Consider the following 17807-nt stretch of genomic DNA (forward strand, 5'->3'; position numbering starts at 1 on the left):
AATTTGTGTTGGTGTCCATAGATCAGGTGACACACCCAGCCCCATTCCGAACCTGGCAGTTAAGACCTGATTCGCCGATGATACTGCGTATTCATGCGTGGGAAAGTAGGACGATGCCTGCACTTTCTTCTAAAGCCCCCTTAGTTATTAAAACTTTGGGGGCTTTTTTGCGTCGTTTTTAATTTTTTATTTGGTGGGGGGGGAAGAGCTACAAAAAATGTGAATTTAGGTTTAATTATAGACAAGAAGACGCCTATAAACTCATTCTTAAAATGCTCAAAAATAAACCTCAGTTCTAGTTATGAGCATTGTCTTTTATTGTTATAACAATATGTTATAATGAAGTGTTTTTTTCTTGTAATGATAAAAAAACTTTAGCTGCTGCGATTGCGTCATCTTCGGCATGGTGATGTTTAAATTCAATACCTAAATGTTTACAAACATTATCTAAACTGTTTGAAGGCAATTTTAAACTGCTTCTTGCGATACTTAAAGTACAGATAAATTCTTGGGTAGGGATTTGTATATTTGAACTTTGACAACAACCATGTAATACTCTGCGGTCAAACGGAGCATTGTGTGCAATAAAATATGTAGTACCTTGAATATATTCATAAATATTATTCCATAATTCCGAAAATACAGGGCTGTTTTTAAGCATATCCCAACTTAAACCATGAATATTTGTAAAATAGATTTTTTTCCGAGGCGGGCGGATAAGACTGTAAAATGTATTGATAATTTTACCATCTTGAATTTTTGCCATACCAATGGCACAAGCACTATCAGTCTTATAATCGGCGGTTTCAAAATCAATGGCAATATAAGATAAATTTTTTTTTAAATCCAAAATATCTTCCTTTATTTTTGTTTGTTTCTTATAATAGAGCATAAAAAAAATAGTGGCAAGCAAGCTTGTAACAGATTCATTTTAACATTAATCTACAGTTTTTATAATATGTTTTGGTCTGAGGAGGCGTTTTATGCGTTTTTTGTTTAGTTTGATTTTTATTACTTTTTTTGTTTTGTCGCCGAGTTTGGTTTTTGCTTTAAGTTGGCAAGAATCTCCGGAGCTTAAACCTCTTTTTACGGAACTTGGTATTAAAGAAGGCACTTTTGTTTTGTATGACGTAAATGAAAATATATTAAAGGGATACAATAAAAAGCGTGCTGAAACTCGTTTTATTCCCGGTTCAACATATAAAATTCCAAACGCTCTAATTGGCTTGTCTGTTGGAGCTGTAAAAAATGTTGATGAAGTTTTGCCATATGGCGGACAGCCCCAACCGATAAAAGCTTGGGAACACGATATGAGCTTGCGTGATGCCATTAAAATGTCTAATGTACCTATATATCAAGAGTTAGCAAGGCGTATTGGGTTAATAAATATGTGGAAGCTACTTGATAAGTTAAACTTTGGCAATGATGAAGTGCTAAAGCCATTGATGCATCGCAGAAAAGGTCTGGGTGTTGTGGCTATTGATCGTTTTTGGCTTGACGGACCTTTAAAAATCAGTGCTGTTGAACAAGTTGAATTTTTAAAGCGTCTTGCCTTGGGAGAATTGCCAGTTGATAAAGAGATTCAACAAAGCGTAAGAGAAATTCTTAAACTTGAGCAGGGTGAGAATTGGGCTTTATTTGGAAAAACAGGAGCCGTTGATAAATATAATCCCTCTCTTGGTTGGTGGGTCGGTTGGGTAGAAAAAGAAGGGCGTGTTTATATTTTTGCATTAAATATTGATATGTTAGATAATACATATTTTGAAAGGCGTATAAGTTTAGGAAAAAATTGTTTAAAGAAACTTGGAGTTTTGCCTTAGCTTGTAATAACATATCAAAATGTTTAAAAAAGGATAAAATAATGAGAAGAAAAGACAGAGAGCTTAAAGAATATAAAGATATTACAGCTATTTTAGATGAATGCGAGGTTCTACGTTTAGGGCTATGTTTAGAAAATAAGCCTTATCTAGTGCCGATGAATTTTGCTTATGAATTAATAGGCTCACAGTTTTATTTTTATTTACATTCTGCCCTTGAAGGTAGAAAAATAGATATAATTAAACAAAATAACAATGTTTGTTTTGAGGTCGATTGTGCGTATAAAAAAATTCCTGCCGAACAGGCTTGCGAGTGGACTGCAAAATTTAAAAGTGTAGTCGGCGAAGGGAAAATATTTATTTTGGATAATGACCAAGATAAAAAAAATGCTTTAGATGTATTTATGAAAAAACATGGATTTCATAAAGAGGAAAAAAGCGAATATAATTTAAACTCTGTTTTAATTTTAAAGATTGTAGTTGAAGATATTTCTGGTAAATCAAATATCAAATAAGATCAATATAGTTTTTTTAGAGTGAACTTTTATTGCGAAAAAATGTTTTATTTGATATTATGTTAATTCAAGCATAATGTTTTATTTGTCATATTTTTTTAATTCTGAACAGTGAAAGCTTAATATCATTAGAATAAAGAAGAGGAAAACATTGCAAATGATTAAGTTAAAAAACCAAAATTTGTTACGTCAAGAATGTTTGATTAACGGTGAATGGGTTAAAGCTCAAGATAGTGTTCTTGAAATTGTAAACCCTTTTGATAACAGTAAAATCGGTACTGTGCCTAAGCTTGATAAAGCAACTCTCAATCTTGCGGTAGAAAAAGCACAAGAAGCATTTAAAACTTGGAGTAAGTTAATGCCTCTTGAAAGGTCAGCTGTTTTAATGCGTTGGCATCAATTGATTTTGGATAATATTGATGATTTGGCATTAATAATGACTAGTGAACAAGGAAAACCTCTCGCTGAGGCAAAAGGTGAAATTTTAAACGGTGTTTCTTATTTGCCTTGGTTTTCAGAACAGGCAAGACGAGCTTGTGGCGAAGTTATTCCTTCTCCTTGGCCTAACAAACGCCCTATTAGTTATCATCAACCTGTTGGAGTTGTTGCAGCGATTACTCCTTGGAATTTTCCAAGTTCTTTATTGATGCGTAAACTTGCTCCTGCTTTAGCGGCGGGTTGTACTGTTATCGCCAAGCCGGCCAAAGAAACTCCTTTTTCGGCGTTGGCTCTTGGTTATCTTGCCGTAGAAGCAGGTATTCCAAAAGGCGTTTTAAATATTGTTACCGGTGATTCAAGAGTTGTTGGTGATGTTTTTACTACTCACCCTTTAATCAGAAAGGTAACTTTTACAGGTTCAACAGCCGTAGGTAAAACCTTGCTTGCACAGTGTGCAGGCACAGTCAAACGTACTTCAATGGAACTTGGCGGAAATGCTCCTTATATTGTGTTTGCTGATGCTGATTTAGAAAGAGCGGCTAGTTATGCTATTGCTTGTAAGTTCCGTAATGCAGGACAAACTTGTATTAGTGCTAACCGTATTTTTGTAGAAAAAAGCGTAGTTGCTGAATTTACAAAAAAATTTGTTGAAAAAGTAAAAACACTCAAACTTGGCAACGGCGTTGACCCTCAAACGACTTGTGGTCCTTTGATTCATGAACAAGCCGTTAAGGATATCGAAACGTTGCTTAAAAAAGCTTTGGAACAAGGGGCTAAATTAGTAATCGGCGGTAAGAGATCTGAACTTGGCGGTACTTTTTTTGAACCAACCGTGTTATCAAATGTAACTCCTGAAAATATCTTATTCCAAGAAGAAATTTTTGGTCCTATTGCTCCAATTTATACGTTTGAAACAGAAGAAGAAGTCATAAAATTAGCTAATGCAGTGCCTGTAGGCTTAGCTGCTTATGTCTTTACTCAAAATTTAAGACGTTCATGGTTAATTGCTGAAGCCTTAGAATTTGGACTTGTTGGCGTTAATGAAGTTGCTCTTACTACTCCCGAAGCCCCTTTTGGTGGCATGAAAGAAAGCGGAATGGGTAAAGAAGGAAGCACTGGTGGCCTAGAAGATTATCAAGTAACAAAATATGCTTTAATGGGGCTATAAGTTCATAACTTATTAAGCAAAAAAAAACAAACGTCATAACAAAATATAATAACCATGGTTGGCGATATTTACTTAGCTATGAGTCTTTACTGTAAGTGGGTTTATACGTTGCCAACATTGATGTAAGAGTATTTCTATCCATGTCTTTGGGAAAGCGTTCAAAACGGAGTATTATTTTTGTTCGTTGTATGGGAATCCTAGAATTTTTTAAGGTTTTAGGGTTCCTTTCCGCATTATAACCTAACTTACTTTCTATGCGTGTGCGTGAGTATTTACAGGGTAGTAGCTCACGACTTTTGCCCTGTAGGACAATCGTCAATTCAAACGCCATGGTGTTTCCTCTGGCACCAATCCAGATAGTGTGTACTTCCCATTTTTCTATATCAGCCCAAGGGATGACCCTTCCCAGATCATGACAAATAAAAGCTTGCTGGTTTAATGTGAAAAGAGGGGACAGATATGCTTGCATAGGAGACCATGCAATAGCCATAACACAACACCCCAGTAATAAAAAGCCAATCATGTTATCAGCATTTATTGGTGTGGAAACCAGTACATAGAGGCTGATTACTGCTATCAAGGCCACAAAGATAAGACTAGAAAGTGCAGGACGCTCATAAAAAACAAATGTACCTGAGGGTGTGGGCATAGCACCTACTTGTGTGAGTGATATGTTATCGGTCAAATAACTGATAACAACTAGCCTGTTAATGTTGATTTGTCAACGCATGAGTATCGAAAATACTTATAGTTTTACAAAATGCAGGTTTATAAATTAACAGAATTCGTGTTTTTTTGAGTGTCTTTCTGAAGGAAGGCGCTTTGATCCTATTGTGCAATAGCCTCACTTTACAAAACACTCAAAGCTCATTAATAAACAATTGGAAAACTTGAACAATATCTACACGCAATCGTACCTCTATTAACGCACTGGAACAGCATTTTTACCAACAAAAAAGTAACTAGAAAAAGCCAGAGAAGAAAGGCAAGTGAGTAGGGTGATTGAGCGGGAGTTAGGGTTTTATGAAACAGATAAAAAACTGGGTAGTGATGGGTCTTATCAATAGAATAGATTAAAGGAAATAAAAGTTTATCCGAAAAGCCCTTATATCTTTTGTTGTATCTTTTTTCTGGAGAAAATATGAAAAACATAACCATAGCCAATAAAATAAACATTCTAATTGTATTTTTATTGGTGTGTGTATCTGTTCCAATAATAGCCTTAACATCGCATTATTATAAAAAAGATATGCAAAAGCAGCTTATTGATCAACAATTGCCTGAATATTCAAATAATATATTAAGTGTTATTGACCGCAAAATAATGGAGCCCAGTAGAGCCCTTACCTTAGCCGCACAAAGCCCTGTATTAATTGATTGGATAAAAAGCGGAGAATCAAACGAAGAAGGATTAGAAACCATTTATCGTTTGCTTACAAACATCAAAAAAAATTATGGTACACTTGGGGCAAACTTTGTCTCGCAGCAAACAGGACAATATACAGACCTTATTGGCGACAAAAGGGACTATAGCTATAAAATATCAGAAAAAGATAAGTGGTTTTCATCATTTAGAGACAGCAATGCAGAAATTAGCATTACGGTGTATGTAAATGATCCTAAATGGGGAACGAAAGCTTTTATAAACAGACGAGTGGAAGTTGATGGCAAATATGCCGGTCTAATATCTATTTCTCTTGATTTGCAAAATTTTGCCCGCGAGCTTAACTCTATGACCATAGGCAAAAATGGTCTTACTTTTGTAACAGACAGAGAGGGTGTGTTACGATTTTTCAACAGTCAGGAACGCATTAACACCCCTTTAAAAGATATGTTGCCTGCTTATTCAAATGAATGGAAAAATATTCTAACAAACGAAACTTATTCGTTTAGATATAAGCATAATGGAGATACAAGGTTTGTCATAACAAGACATATCCCGGTACTTAATTGGATTTTATTTACTGAAGCCAGTGGTAATGAAATTTTACAGAATATATGGCACTCTATTTATATGAGCATAGGCTTTTCTGTTATTCTTGTTATATCCGGTGTTATTGTTGGCATGTTTATGGTTCGTTCATTAGTTTTGCCACTTAAGGAAACTGCAAATTTTGCAGAAAAATTAAGCCAAGGTAAACTAGATGAAAAATTAACTATAGAACGTGGTGATGAAATAGGCACACTAGCAAACGCCCTGCGGAAGATGGTGGATTCACTAAAAATACAGATTAATACTGCTAAAGAGCAAGAAGAAAAAGCCGTAAAACAAATGCATCTGGCTGAAAAAGCCATGCAAGAAAGCGCTGAACAACAAGAAAAAATAACAACAATCTTACAACAGACTCTGAAAGAAGCCAATAATGCGGCTGGCGTATCTGTGGCTTTAAACCATGTGGCACAAAATCTTGTTGAAGATATTGAAAAAACCAGCCAGGGAGCAGATACCCAATACAAACAACTGCAAAAAACCAATGATGCCATAACTCGCATGGTGGCTTTGTTAGCAGAAGTATCAAACAATACAGCAAAAACTTCACAAAGTGTAATAGATGCTAGCAAAATGGCAAAAGAAGGTGCCAACAGCGTTGACAATGTTATTGGAGCTATAAACAAGGTTAATAATATTGCCGGAAAAATGAGTTCTTCTATGGAAACCATGACTCAGCAGACAGAAAGTATTACAAAAATCCTTAATACTATAAGTGATATTGCAGACCAAACAAACTTATTGGCTTTAAATGCTGCCATAGAGGCTGCCAGAGCGGGTGAGGCAGGAAGAGGTTTTGCTGTGGTGGCAGATGAAGTAAGAAAGCTTGCAGAAAAAACCATGTTAGCCACCAAAGATGTAAACTATGCACTGACTTGTATACAAAGTACCAGTCATGAAAATTTTGTAGGTACACAAAACACTGTGGCTGCTGTAGAAGAAGCCACAAAAATTGCCAACACCTCGGGTGAAGCTTTGCAAAATATTATGCAACTTTCAGATGAAAATTCTCAACAAGTTGAAAGCATAGCAAGTGCTGTATCCAGTCTCAAAGAAGATAGTGCTTATATAACCAAAAGCCTTGAGCAGGTAAATGGTATAGCAATGAACACAATGAATGGCATGAAAAAATCTGCAAACATCGTAGATGAAGTTATATCACAGACACAACAGCTTGATAAAATTATTGCCAGACTAGAAAATACTGAAAAATCTTAAAAAACTAATATAAGACCACTAGTTCAGCAATCTGGCGAGTGTTTCGCTTTTACAATCACACAAAATTATAAGGTAAGAACCTGAAACAACTACGTTTTTTCAGATGCATCACCTGCACCTTATTGTTTTTATTAATATTCACCTATAAATGTGGCGTCGCTAAAGACATAGATACTTTTGACTTTGATATAGAGATAGATAACACTATACAAAGCTACTCTTCTGCAAATCCAGAGCTTATGCAAAACATAGATTTAAAAAAAATAGGCCTTGATCGTGTTGATGGTTTTAACAACTTACTAAAAAAACCTTTAATAACACATGCCTTTTTAAGAATATAAAATCAGTCAACATGTATGAATTAAGCAGTTCTTCCTTTCCTCATGTGGTAGTTTTAGTTGTGTTTTCCACGACTGAAAAATGTGCAACACAAATAGAAGATATGAATAAAAAAAGCGATGGGACAGGACAAAGTAAACCACATTTTGGCAAGGTAGGCCGTAGTTATTTGTTCTTAAGAAATAAAAATCATGTTGCTTTTATGATTTTCACTGGTAGAACCGCCCAAATTGAATTAGTTCCTCTACACAAGGCAGGTAAAGATATTTTATATAACTGCTTTGCTCAATAAATAATAATATTGTTTATTTTTTATTGATGCAGTGTGCGTAATTGTCTGGTTCTAGATAGTTCAACAAAAATAGATTTAGACTTTAATTCTGCATGAATACGTTTTGCACCATAAGTTTCATGACTATAAACAGTGATTCATATTATGACTTATGGGATACGTTTTTTCAACACTAACTCAGTATTTGCTCCCAAATAGGTGTGGCAAAGCAGTCAGTAGTTCATTTTTCAAAGGCATTGTATTTTTGTTTATGGCAACCTTTGGATAAATAATTTGAGAAAATGCACAATAGTTTTACAAGGCAATTTGTTATTATTCATTCCTATATTGCGTTTGACGTACTTTTATCAATCACTTTTATAAACGTATTTATTGCTAAGTGCTTCAGCGTACAGACAGGTTTTATGAATGCGACTATTGTTACTTTAACTGGTCATTCTTTAGCGGAATAAAGAGGTACATACTACACCATAAGCGGATTCATTCACGTGCTTTTGGTAGTGCAGTTGTGATTACTCTTCTGCGAATTATTCATGGCAGAAGAATTAAAATCGTTCCGAAAAATCGCATTACAGCGAAAGCCACAAGAACTATGGGTACCTTAGCGATCCTCATGTGCTTTGGTCTACGCAAAAATTCATTAGTAGCCAGAAACGCGTATACAACTGGCCTTTCCGGATTGCATCCAACACAATCAGTGTTGTTCTAAGGTGCGTCCGTTTCATCAGAATTCCAGCATTTTCGTTGTGAAATTCGAATTACACAGAACAAGGAGGTCTCCGTTATGAATTTTACTCTTGCATATTTTAGCACAATACCTTCCCGTATCATGGCCATGTTTTCCACATCGGCTGACCAAGGCGATGTCGCACTAAGTGAACCACCGTTCCGTTTGGAACTGCTGAATGCCGAACAACAAGCACAGCACAGCAAAACCCTTGCCGCCACACACATACTAAAGCCTGGGCGTTCTCGTAGCCGTCTTCTTGCTCGACTTGATGAAAACGAACGCGTGCTTTTTGACGTTCATGCTCTGCTGGTTACAGATATTGATGCTGGGCAGCGCATTACGCCTGCCGGGGAATGGTTACTTGATAATTTTTATGTGATTGAAGAACAAATTCGCACAGCCAGACGGCACTTGCCCAAAGGGTATAGTCAGGAATTGCCACATCTTTTAAACACATTTTCGGCTGGTCTTCCTCGTGTTTACGCAATTAGCCTTGCGGCTATATCACATGGTGATGGTCGTATGGACCCAGACAGCCTGCGGAATATGGTGGCCGCATACCAGTCGGTAACTATACTGAACCTGGGTGAACTTTGGGCGATTCCCATTATGTTGCGATTATCATTGGTTGATAAACTGCGGAAAGTGGCCAGTAGAATAGCCGAAAGCAGGCTGGAACGTATCAGTGCCAATGCATGGGCTGATCAAATGATAACAGTAGCCGATAAAAAACCGAAGAACCTCATTCTTTCCATTGCCGATATGGCTCGTTCCACTCCTTCGCTTTCAAGTTCGTTTGTTGCTGAACTTGTACGCCGTTTACGTGGGCTTGGACCAGCCCTTGCTCTTCCGCTAACCTGGGTTGAACAGCGCCTTGCGGAAAAAGGGCTTACTACTGAACAACTGGTGCGTCAGGAAAACCAAAACCAGTCTGCCAACCAGGTTTCCATGAGTAATTGCATAGGTAGTCTGCGCATTCTGGATTCCATGAATTGGCAGGATTTTGTTGAAACCCTGAGCTATGTTGAACAAACTCTGAAGGAAGACCCAGACGGTGCTTACGGCGATATGGATTTTGCCACCCGTGACCATTACCGCCATGTGCTGGAAAAATTGGCGAAAACAAGCCCTTATTCTGAAAACGATATTGCCCGTAAGGCAATTGATCTGGCTCAGGCAGCCGCAATGCGTCAGAACAGTTTGCACGTGCCTGTGCGGGAATGTGATAAACGCACCTGGCATGTGGGCTATTATATTATTGGTGAAGGTTTGCCTCTGCTGGAGCAAAGTGCAGAGGTTGCTTTGCCGTTTGGCACTCATTTTCTGCGATCTTGCCAATCCTTCCCTTTGCTGTTGTATAGTGGGGGACTTTTATTACTTACCAGTCTTGTGGCGGCAGGTTTTGTTGCCCTAGCCGCACGCGAAGGCGTAAATGGGTGGCAGCTGTATGCCATTGGGCTGTTTTCTTGGATGGGTGGGGGGCATGTAGCATGTGCTTTGGTGAACTGGCTAACAGCCATGTTGATTACGCCGTGCCCCTTGCCGCGTCTTGATTTTTCGCAAGGAATACCAGAAAAAATGCGAACTCTTGTGGTTGTTCCTACCATGTTGGTGAGTGCCCAAAATGTGGAAGATTTGGTAACGAACCTAGAAGTTCACTTTCTAGCCAACCGCGATAAGCATCTGCATTTTGCTTTGCTCACGGATTTTGCCGATGCACTCACCGAAAACACCCCGACAGACGCACCCTTGCTAGAAGCCGCTCAAACCAAGATTGAGATCTTGAATCGCAAATATAATGGGGAATATGGTGATTCGTTTTTCCTTTTTCAGCGCCCGCGTCTTTGGAATCCCCAGGAATCATTGTGGATGGGATACGAGAGAAAACGCGGGAAGTTAGCCGATTTAAACAGATTTTTACTTAGCGGAAAGCGGGATAATTTTTCCCATATCACAGGCGACACAGCGGTACTTTCTGGGGTAAAGTATGTCATCACCCTTGATACTGACACCCAATTAGCTCGTGATTCGGCACGGAAGTTTATAGGTGCCATGGCACACCCGCTGAATCTGCCTTGCTACGACCAAAGTCTGAAACGTGTTGTGGCGGGATATGGTATTCTCCAGCCCAGGGTAACAGCCAGCCTACCGGGTAGCACCCGTTCACGTTATGCACAACTGTGTTCAAACGAAACAGGAATCGACCCCTATACTAGGGCATCGTCGGACACCTACCAAGACCTATTCGCAGAAGGTTCGTTTATTGGCAAGGGTATTTACGACGTTACCATTTTTGAACAGGCCTTGGGTGGGCGTTTGCCAGCCAACAGAATTTTGAGTCATGACCTTTTGGAAGGGTGCTACGCCCGGTCTGGGCTGCTTAGTGATGTGCAACTGTATGAAGCATATCCCGCTCGGTACAGCATGGATGTAAGTAGGCGGTATCGCTGGATTCGTGGAGACTGGCAGATAGCCAGTTGGATCTTGCCAATGGTGCCAGCTCCTGCTGGGCAACTATGCCAAAACCCGCTATCTGCTTTATCCCGCTGGAAAATTCTTGATAACCTACGTCGTAGCTTAACAGCCCCAGCATTGATATGTTTATTGATTATTGGTTGGAGCGTGTCTTCCTCACCCCTGTTATGGTCTATGGCGGTGGTGGCCCTTATTTTCCTGCCCTTTGTGTTTTCTTCTTCCCTGAGCCTGTTCCATAAATCGGCAGACATGAGTTTGCGCCAGCACATAAGCACCACAGTGCATCTGGTGGGACGACATTGTATTCAGGCGTTGATTTCCCTTATTTGTTTGCCACATGAAGCCATTTACAGTATGGAGGCCATAAGTCGCACTGCATGGCGTGTGCTTGTTTCCCATAAGCATTTGTTAGAGTGGAACCATTCCGCTGTGGCCAACCGCCACGACGACACTAGCCTGCGTGGTGCTTTCAGGTTTATGTGGATTGGCCCAGTGATTGCAATAGTCGGAGCACTACTTCTGTTTTTTGTAAACCCGGGTGGGGTGCTCTCCGTGCTTGCCGTTTTGCCATTATTGGTGCTTTGGCTTGTTTCCCCTGCCGTTATGTGGTGGGTAAGCTTGCCATTGTTGCCACAACAGGAAGGATTGACAGCGGAGCAACTCGTTTTTCTTCGAAAACTTGCCAGAAAAACCTGGCGTTTTTTTGAAACATTTGTTGGTTCGGCAGATAATTGGCTGCCTCCAGATAACTATCAAGAACAGCCTGTTGCCAGAATAGCCCATCGTACCTCGCCAACCAACATGGGGCTTGCACTTTTGGCCAACCTTTGTGCTTACGACTTTGGGACGCTCACGGTAGGTGAGCTTGTGGAACGTACAGAAAAAGCACTTCAAACAATGAACCGCCTGGAACGGTTTCGCGGACATTTTTATAACTGGTATGACACTCAATCTCTTTTGCCCTTAACCCCTTTATATGTTTCTTCGGTGGATAGTGGCAACCTTGCTGGGCACCTTTTAACCTTGCATTCTGGTTTGGCGGAAATTCCCGACCGATCTATTTTTGAAGGTCAAATATTCACAAACCTTTGTGATACTCTGGACATTGCCCATGATTGTCTCACTTCTGAAATGCACGAACCGACACTTCAGATAGATACAAAACTTTCTGCATTCGTTATGTTACGGCATCAGATGAGCACAATTGTGCAAGACCCACCTTCCACACTGAGTGCCACACAGCTTGCCCTTAGCCAACTTGGCACCCTTGTGGCAGAAGTTCTTTCTTTACAGGTGGAATTAGGTGAGAGTTCGAATGATGAGTTCTTCTGGTGGGTGCTAGCTTTTGAACGGCAATGTCGCAACGCCCAAGATGAGCTTGGATTGCTTTGCCCGTGGGTTCATTTACCTATAGCACAGCGTTTTGTTGATATTTTCCCAGAACTTGATAGGCTGCTTACCTTGCGTGAATTGGTAGAACTTGAAGTCAAACTGGCCCCAAGGTTTGCGGAATGGCATACCACGCTAGGGGAAAATGCCAATGCGGCAATTGCACTGCAAGGGTTAATAAACACAGGCAGTATGCAAGCCAATGACAGGCTAGTACGGTTAGCCAATGTATGCCAGCAATGCGTGTCGTTCAGCCAAATGGACTATGATTTTTTGTATAGTGTTGAACGCCGCCTTTTGAGTATTGGCTACAATGTCAATGAACTCAGGCAGGATGCCGGATTCTATGACCTGTTGGCCTCCGAAGCCAGACTCACTAACTTTGTGGCCATTGCCCAAGGAATGTTGCCACAGGAAAGCTGGTTTGCCTTAGGGCGTCTCCTTACCAACTCTTCCGGTGAGCCTATTCTGCTTTCCTGGAGCGGGTCTATGTTTGAATACTTGATGCCTCTTCTTGTTATGCCTGGATTTCAGAACACGCTTTTAAATGAAACATGCAAGGTGGCTGTTTCTCAGCAAATTGCCTACGGTAAGCTGCAAGGCGTACCATGGGGAATTTCTGAATGCGGTTACAACGCTTTTGATGCCTCTTTGAATTACCAGTATCGGGCATTTGGTGTTCCTGGCCTTGGTTTAAAGCGTGGCTTGGCCGCAGAATTGGTTGTTGCTCCCTATGCTTCAGCCCTAGCATTGTTGGTAGCCCCTAGCGAGGCCTGCATGAATTTACAACGCTTAGCAGCGGAAAATTTTGAAGGACAGTTTGGCATGTATGAAGCCATAGATTACACGCCTTCACGTGTGCCACGGGGTCAAACATTTAGTGTAGTCCGTTCTTTTATGGCTCACCATCAGGGCATGAGCCTGCTGGCCTTTGGCCACCTGTTGCTGGGTGCCCCTATGCTCAAACGCTTTACCGCAGAACCATTATTCCAGGCAACAATGCTGCTACTACAAGAACGGGTGCCGGAGGTTTCCAACTCTTACGCTCACACTAGCACGCACCCCGAACGTATACGGGTTTCCGGCCCACAGGCAACGCCTTTGCGTATTTTTGAAACCCCTGATACTCCGCATCCTGAAGTGCAGTTGCTTTCCAACGGAAGTTACCATGTTATGCTCACTCAGGCTGGGGGTGGGTATAGTCGTTGGCGGGATATGGCGGTAACTCGTTGGTGCGAAGACAGCACCCGTGATAATTGGGGTACGTTTTGTTATATCAAGGATTTGGAAAGTGGTGAGTTTTGGTCTACCGCTTACCAGCCGTTGTGCAAAACTTCCACCAAGTTTCAGGCCATATTCTCAGAAGGGCGGGTAGAATTTAATCGTATGGATTGTGATTATGACACCCATATGGAAGTTGTTGTTTCTTCGGAAGACGATATAGAATTAAGGCGAATTCGCATTACCAACCGTTCTTCGCATTCTCGCAGCATAGAGGTGACAAGCTTTGCGGAGGTTGTTTTGTCCCTGCCCCTGGCAGATGAGTTACACCCCGCATTCAGCAAGCTTTTTGTGCAAACCCAAATAGTGCCAGAACAACAAGCTATTTTGTGTGCCCGTCGCCCAAGGTCGGCAAACGAAAAAACACCATGGATGTTGCACACAATGGCTGTGCATGGTGTTGAAGCCGACGCAATGAGTTATGAAACGGATAGACAGGAGTTTATTGGGCGGGGGCGTAGTACGGCAAACCCGCAGGCCATGGACCCCACATACCAAGGTGCACCTTCGCAGACGGGTATTGGTTCCGCTCTATCCGGCCGCGAAGGTTCTGTGCTTGACCCCATTGTTGCCATCCGTGCCCGTGTAACGTTGAATGCGGAACAATCTGTTACCATAGATATAATTACCGGTATTGGTGAAACTCGTGAAAAGGCGGTGAACCTTATTAATACCTACCGCGACAGGAATATTGCCGACAGGGCATTTGATATGACCTGGACACACGGGCAGGTTCTCCTGCGCCAATTGGGGGCATCGGAAGCCGACGCCAATTTGTACAACCGTCTGGCAAGCTCTATCATCTATGCAAACTCCTCACTTCGGGCACCTGAAAGTGTGCTTATCAAAAACAGACGGGGGCAATCTGGTCTGTGGGGATATGCCATTTCTGGTGATTTACCCATAGTACTTGTGAAAATTGAAGACCTTGAAAATATCGACCTTGTGCGTCAACTCCTGCAAGCCCATGAATATTGGCGACTCAAAGGTTTAGCCGTGGACTTGGTGATATGGAATGAAGACCAGGCTGGTTACCGCCAGTTGCTGCATGATCAGATTATGGGACTCATTACCGCAGGAAACGGCGAGAATTTGATAGATAGGCCAGGGGGGATTTTCGTGCGAGCTGCGGATAGGATAGTGGACGAAGACCGTATTCTTTTTCAGACCGTTGCCAGGGTTATACTAAGCGACGCGATGGGTACTTTGTCTGAGCAAATTCAAGGATTTCGATTAAAAACACCCGTTATCCCCGCCTTGGCTATTTCTGAACGATATGTTGCAGAACAGCCAGCAACATTGCCAGCAACACTGTCAGCAGTCCGCCCAGACCTGTTGTTTTATAATGGGTTGGGGGGCTTTACCCCAGATGGACGGGAATATGTCATAACCACATCTGTGGGTTCAAAAAACGCACCGGGGCAGTTGCCCCCAGCACCTTGGGTGAATGTGCTGGCCAATCCGCATTTTGGGACAGTTGTTTCGGAAAGTGGTCCAGCCTACACATGGAGTGAAAACGCCCACGAATTTCGCCTGACGCCATGGGGCAACGATTCTGTAACTGATGGGCGAGGAGAAGCCTTTTACCTGCGTGATGAAAACAGTGGGCACTATTGGTCGCCTACGCCCGCACCATGCCCTGGAACCAGCCCCTATGTGACCAGACACGGTTTTGGTTACAGTGTTTTTGAACATACGGAGGACGGCATTTATTCTGAACTGCGTATTTATGTGGCCCTTGATGGGGCGGTGAAGTTTTCTTCATTGAAAATACGCAACGCTTCAGGGCGTTCCCGCAATCTTTCTGCCACTGGCTATGTGGAATGGGTGCTTGGTGATTTGCGTGCACGTTCTTGCATGCATGTAGTTACAGAAATAGACCCAGATTCACGTTCGATATTGGCTCACAATCCGTATAATACGGAATTTCCTCACCGCACGGCGTTTTTTGGGGTGGATTCTCCCATAACAAGTGTTTCCGGCGATCGGACGGAATTTATTGGACGTAACGGCAGTTTGAGCACTCCGATTGCCATGTCTCGCACAAAGCTTTCTGGTAGAGTGGGAGCCGCAATGGATCCCTGTGCCGCCATTCAGGTTGTGTTTACGCTGGGAAAAGGTGAGGAAAAAGAGATTATTTTCAAACTGGGTGTGGGGAAAAACCTAGACGATGCCAGAGCGTTGCTTCACCGATACGCTGGGGCAGAAGCAGCACGCACTGCCCAGGACAAAGTATGGCAACACTGGGCGTATACTTTGGGGGCTATTCATGTGGAAACGCCAGACGAGTCCTTCAACCTGATGGCCAATGGCTGGCTGGTTTACCAAACCCTGGCATGCCGTTTTTGGGGACGCAGTGCAACCTATCAATCTGGTGGGGCTATTGGCTTTCGTGACCAATTGCAGGATGCGATGGCACTTATCCATGCTAGACCTGATATTGTGCGGGAACACCTGCTCCTTTGTGCAGCCCATCAATTTCCCAAGGGCGACGTGCAGCACTGGTGGCACCCGCCCTTAGACCGAGGGGTGCGTACCCATTGTTCTGACGACTACCTTTGGTTGCCGTTGGCTGTCTGTCGCTATATCTTGACCACTGGAGACACCGGGGTGTTAGATGAACCCGTCTACTTTATCGATGGGCGTCCTTTGAAGGCGGATGAAGAATCATACTATGACCTGCCTGGACGCTCCGAACAATCCGCCAGCCTATATGAACATTGTACCAGAGCCATAAATAACGGACTTAGCTTTGGGGTGCACGGTTTACCTCTTATGGGCTCTGGAGACTGGAACGACGGCATGGACCTTGTGGGTAGGAATGGTCAGGGCGAAAGTGTGTGGTTGGCTTTTTTCCTACATACGGTACTTACTGCCTTTAGTAGCGTTGCCGCCAAGCGTGGCGATATGGATTTTGCAGCACTTTGTCTGGAAGAAGCCGCCACGTTGCGACGCAATATCTCTTTACATGCTTGGGATGGCGAGTGGGGTGGATATTGGTACCGCCGTGCCTATTTTGACGATGGTTCACCGCTTGGTTCGATCCTGAATCCGGAATGTCGCATAGATTCTATCGCACAAAGCTGGTCTGTACTTTCTGGGGCAGGGGATAGAGAACGGTCACTCAAGGCCATGGATTCACTGGATAAGCACCTTGTTGACCGAAAGCACAAGCTTGTGCAGCTTTTTGAGCCACCTTTTGATTCCTCGGCCATGAACCCTGGTTATATTAAGGGCTACGCCCCCGGCGTAAGGGAAAACGGCGGGCAATATACCCATGCTGCCGTATGGGCGGCCATGGCCTTTGCTCAATTAGGCGATGCTGAACGGGCATGGGAAGTGTTGAACATAATCAATCCGATTAACCACGGCAGAACGCCTGAAGAAGTGGCGGTGTATAAAGTGGAGCCTTATGTCATGGCTGCGGACGTGTATGCTGCACCGTTGCACGTTGGGCGTGGCGGATGGACATGGTACACAGGGGCAGCCGCCTGGACATATCGCTTGATGACAGAATCGTTGTTGGGGCTTACGCGTGAGGGCGACCAGTTGCACTGCAACCCTTGCCTGCCGACCAACTGGAATGGTTTTACCACACATTACAGGTATCAGGCAACAATGTATCATATTACAGTGGTACAACGACCTGAAAAGATAGGCACCGTGCATGTAACGGTGGACGGAGTATTACAGGAAATTCCAACAATCACAATGGTGAATGACAAGCAGGAACATACGGTTGAGGTGGTTCTTTCATAAAAAATAACTTATTTATTCAGTTTTTGGTATATATGTTGCCGATGCAGTAAAACAACCTGTTGTTATTGAAAATACGATAGTTCAGCCGTTGTGCCGTTGTTATGATTTCTTATGAAGAGTTTTAACGATTTAATTAGTTGGAAGAATCTTATGGGGTATCGTCAATAACGTACCCCATAAATCTTATGCAATGATCAAATTTTGTCGTCTTAGCCATTTTGCATAACTCCACCTTCGAGGGGTAGGAGTAGTTAACAAGTAGTATTGATTAAGTTTTGCTGGTAATTGTTCTGCACCATAGGGCATATCCGACTTTATATCAGGAATTATCGCCGTTACTGTCAACACGCCTCATATCCACCTCACAGCTGTCAACGCCCCAGGTTTAAAGAGTGG

8 protein-coding genes, 1 rRNA gene and 1 pseudogene are annotated in these 17807 nt (G+C 42.3%); 8 read left to right on the forward strand and 2 right to left on the reverse strand.

Annotated features, from left to right (window positions below; translation table 11 throughout):
• Positions 1-7 precede the first annotated feature (7 nt).
• Positions 8-122 (forward strand): 5S ribosomal RNA (rrf, locus tag BT999_RS06505).
• Positions 123-212: 90 nt separating this feature from the next.
• Positions 213-299: pseudogene (locus BT999_RS12405) on the forward strand (IS1595 family transposase); the annotation flags it as partial.
• A 35-nt stretch (positions 300-334) separates the two neighbouring features.
• Here the strand turns inward: BT999_RS12405 and BT999_RS06510 are convergent.
• Positions 335-850, reverse strand: a complete 516-nt coding sequence (locus tag BT999_RS06510; RefSeq protein WP_072697102.1) for a 3'-5' exonuclease — start codon at positions 848-850, stop codon at positions 335-337.
• Between the two features lie 142 nt (positions 851-992).
• Between BT999_RS06510 and blaOXA the strand changes: the two genes are divergently transcribed.
• The 3 genes from blaOXA (at position 993) to BT999_RS06525 (ending at position 3938) form a co-directional block, all read left to right on the forward strand.
• Positions 993-1820: a class D beta-lactamase gene (gene blaOXA / locus BT999_RS06515; protein ID WP_425429657.1), complete on the forward strand. Its 828-nt coding sequence runs from the start codon at positions 993-995 to the stop codon at positions 1818-1820.
• Positions 1790-2332 (forward strand): pyridoxamine 5'-phosphate oxidase family protein, encoded by a 543-nt coding sequence (locus BT999_RS06520; RefSeq protein ID WP_084650626.1) that lies wholly within the window; start codon positions 1790-1792, stop codon positions 2330-2332. The genes blaOXA and BT999_RS06520 overlap by 31 nt, the downstream gene beginning before the upstream one ends.
• A 157-nt stretch (positions 2333-2489) precedes the next feature.
• Entirely contained in the window at positions 2490-3938 is a 1449-nt protein-coding gene (locus BT999_RS06525; RefSeq protein ID WP_072696982.1) for an NAD-dependent succinate-semialdehyde dehydrogenase, read from the forward strand.
• A gap of 76 nt (positions 3939-4014) precedes the next feature.
• Here the strand turns inward: BT999_RS06525 and BT999_RS06530 are convergent, their stop codons facing one another.
• Complete coding sequence (locus tag BT999_RS06530; protein ID WP_143145507.1) at positions 4015-4428, reverse strand: hypothetical protein; 414 nt, start codon at positions 4426-4428, stop codon at positions 4015-4017.
• A gap of 651 nt (positions 4429-5079) precedes the next feature.
• Between BT999_RS06530 and BT999_RS06535 the strand changes: the two genes are divergently transcribed.
• The 3 genes from BT999_RS06535 to BT999_RS06545 all read left to right on the forward strand — a co-directional run bounded on the left by BT999_RS06535 (position 5080) and on the right by BT999_RS06545 (position 17411).
• Positions 5080-7146, forward strand: coding sequence for a methyl-accepting chemotaxis protein (locus BT999_RS06535; protein WP_072696984.1), 2067 nt, complete (start codon positions 5080-5082; stop codon positions 7144-7146).
• A gap of 352 nt (positions 7147-7498) precedes the next feature.
• Positions 7499-7777 (forward strand): hypothetical protein, encoded by a 279-nt coding sequence (locus BT999_RS06540; protein WP_072696985.1) that lies wholly within the window; start codon positions 7499-7501, stop codon positions 7775-7777.
• Positions 7778-8561: 784 nt separating this feature from the next.
• The gene (locus tag BT999_RS06545; RefSeq protein WP_084650627.1) at positions 8562-17411 is read left to right on the forward strand and encodes a glycoside hydrolase family 94 protein; all 8850 of its coding nucleotides are present in this window, start codon (positions 8562-8564) and stop codon (positions 17409-17411) included.
• Positions 17412-17807 lie beyond the last annotated feature (396 nt).

Source organism: Desulfovibrio litoralis DSM 11393, assembly GCF_900143255.1.
GTDB lineage: Bacteria > Desulfobacterota > Desulfovibrionia > Desulfovibrionales > Desulfovibrionaceae > Frigididesulfovibrio_A > Frigididesulfovibrio_A litoralis.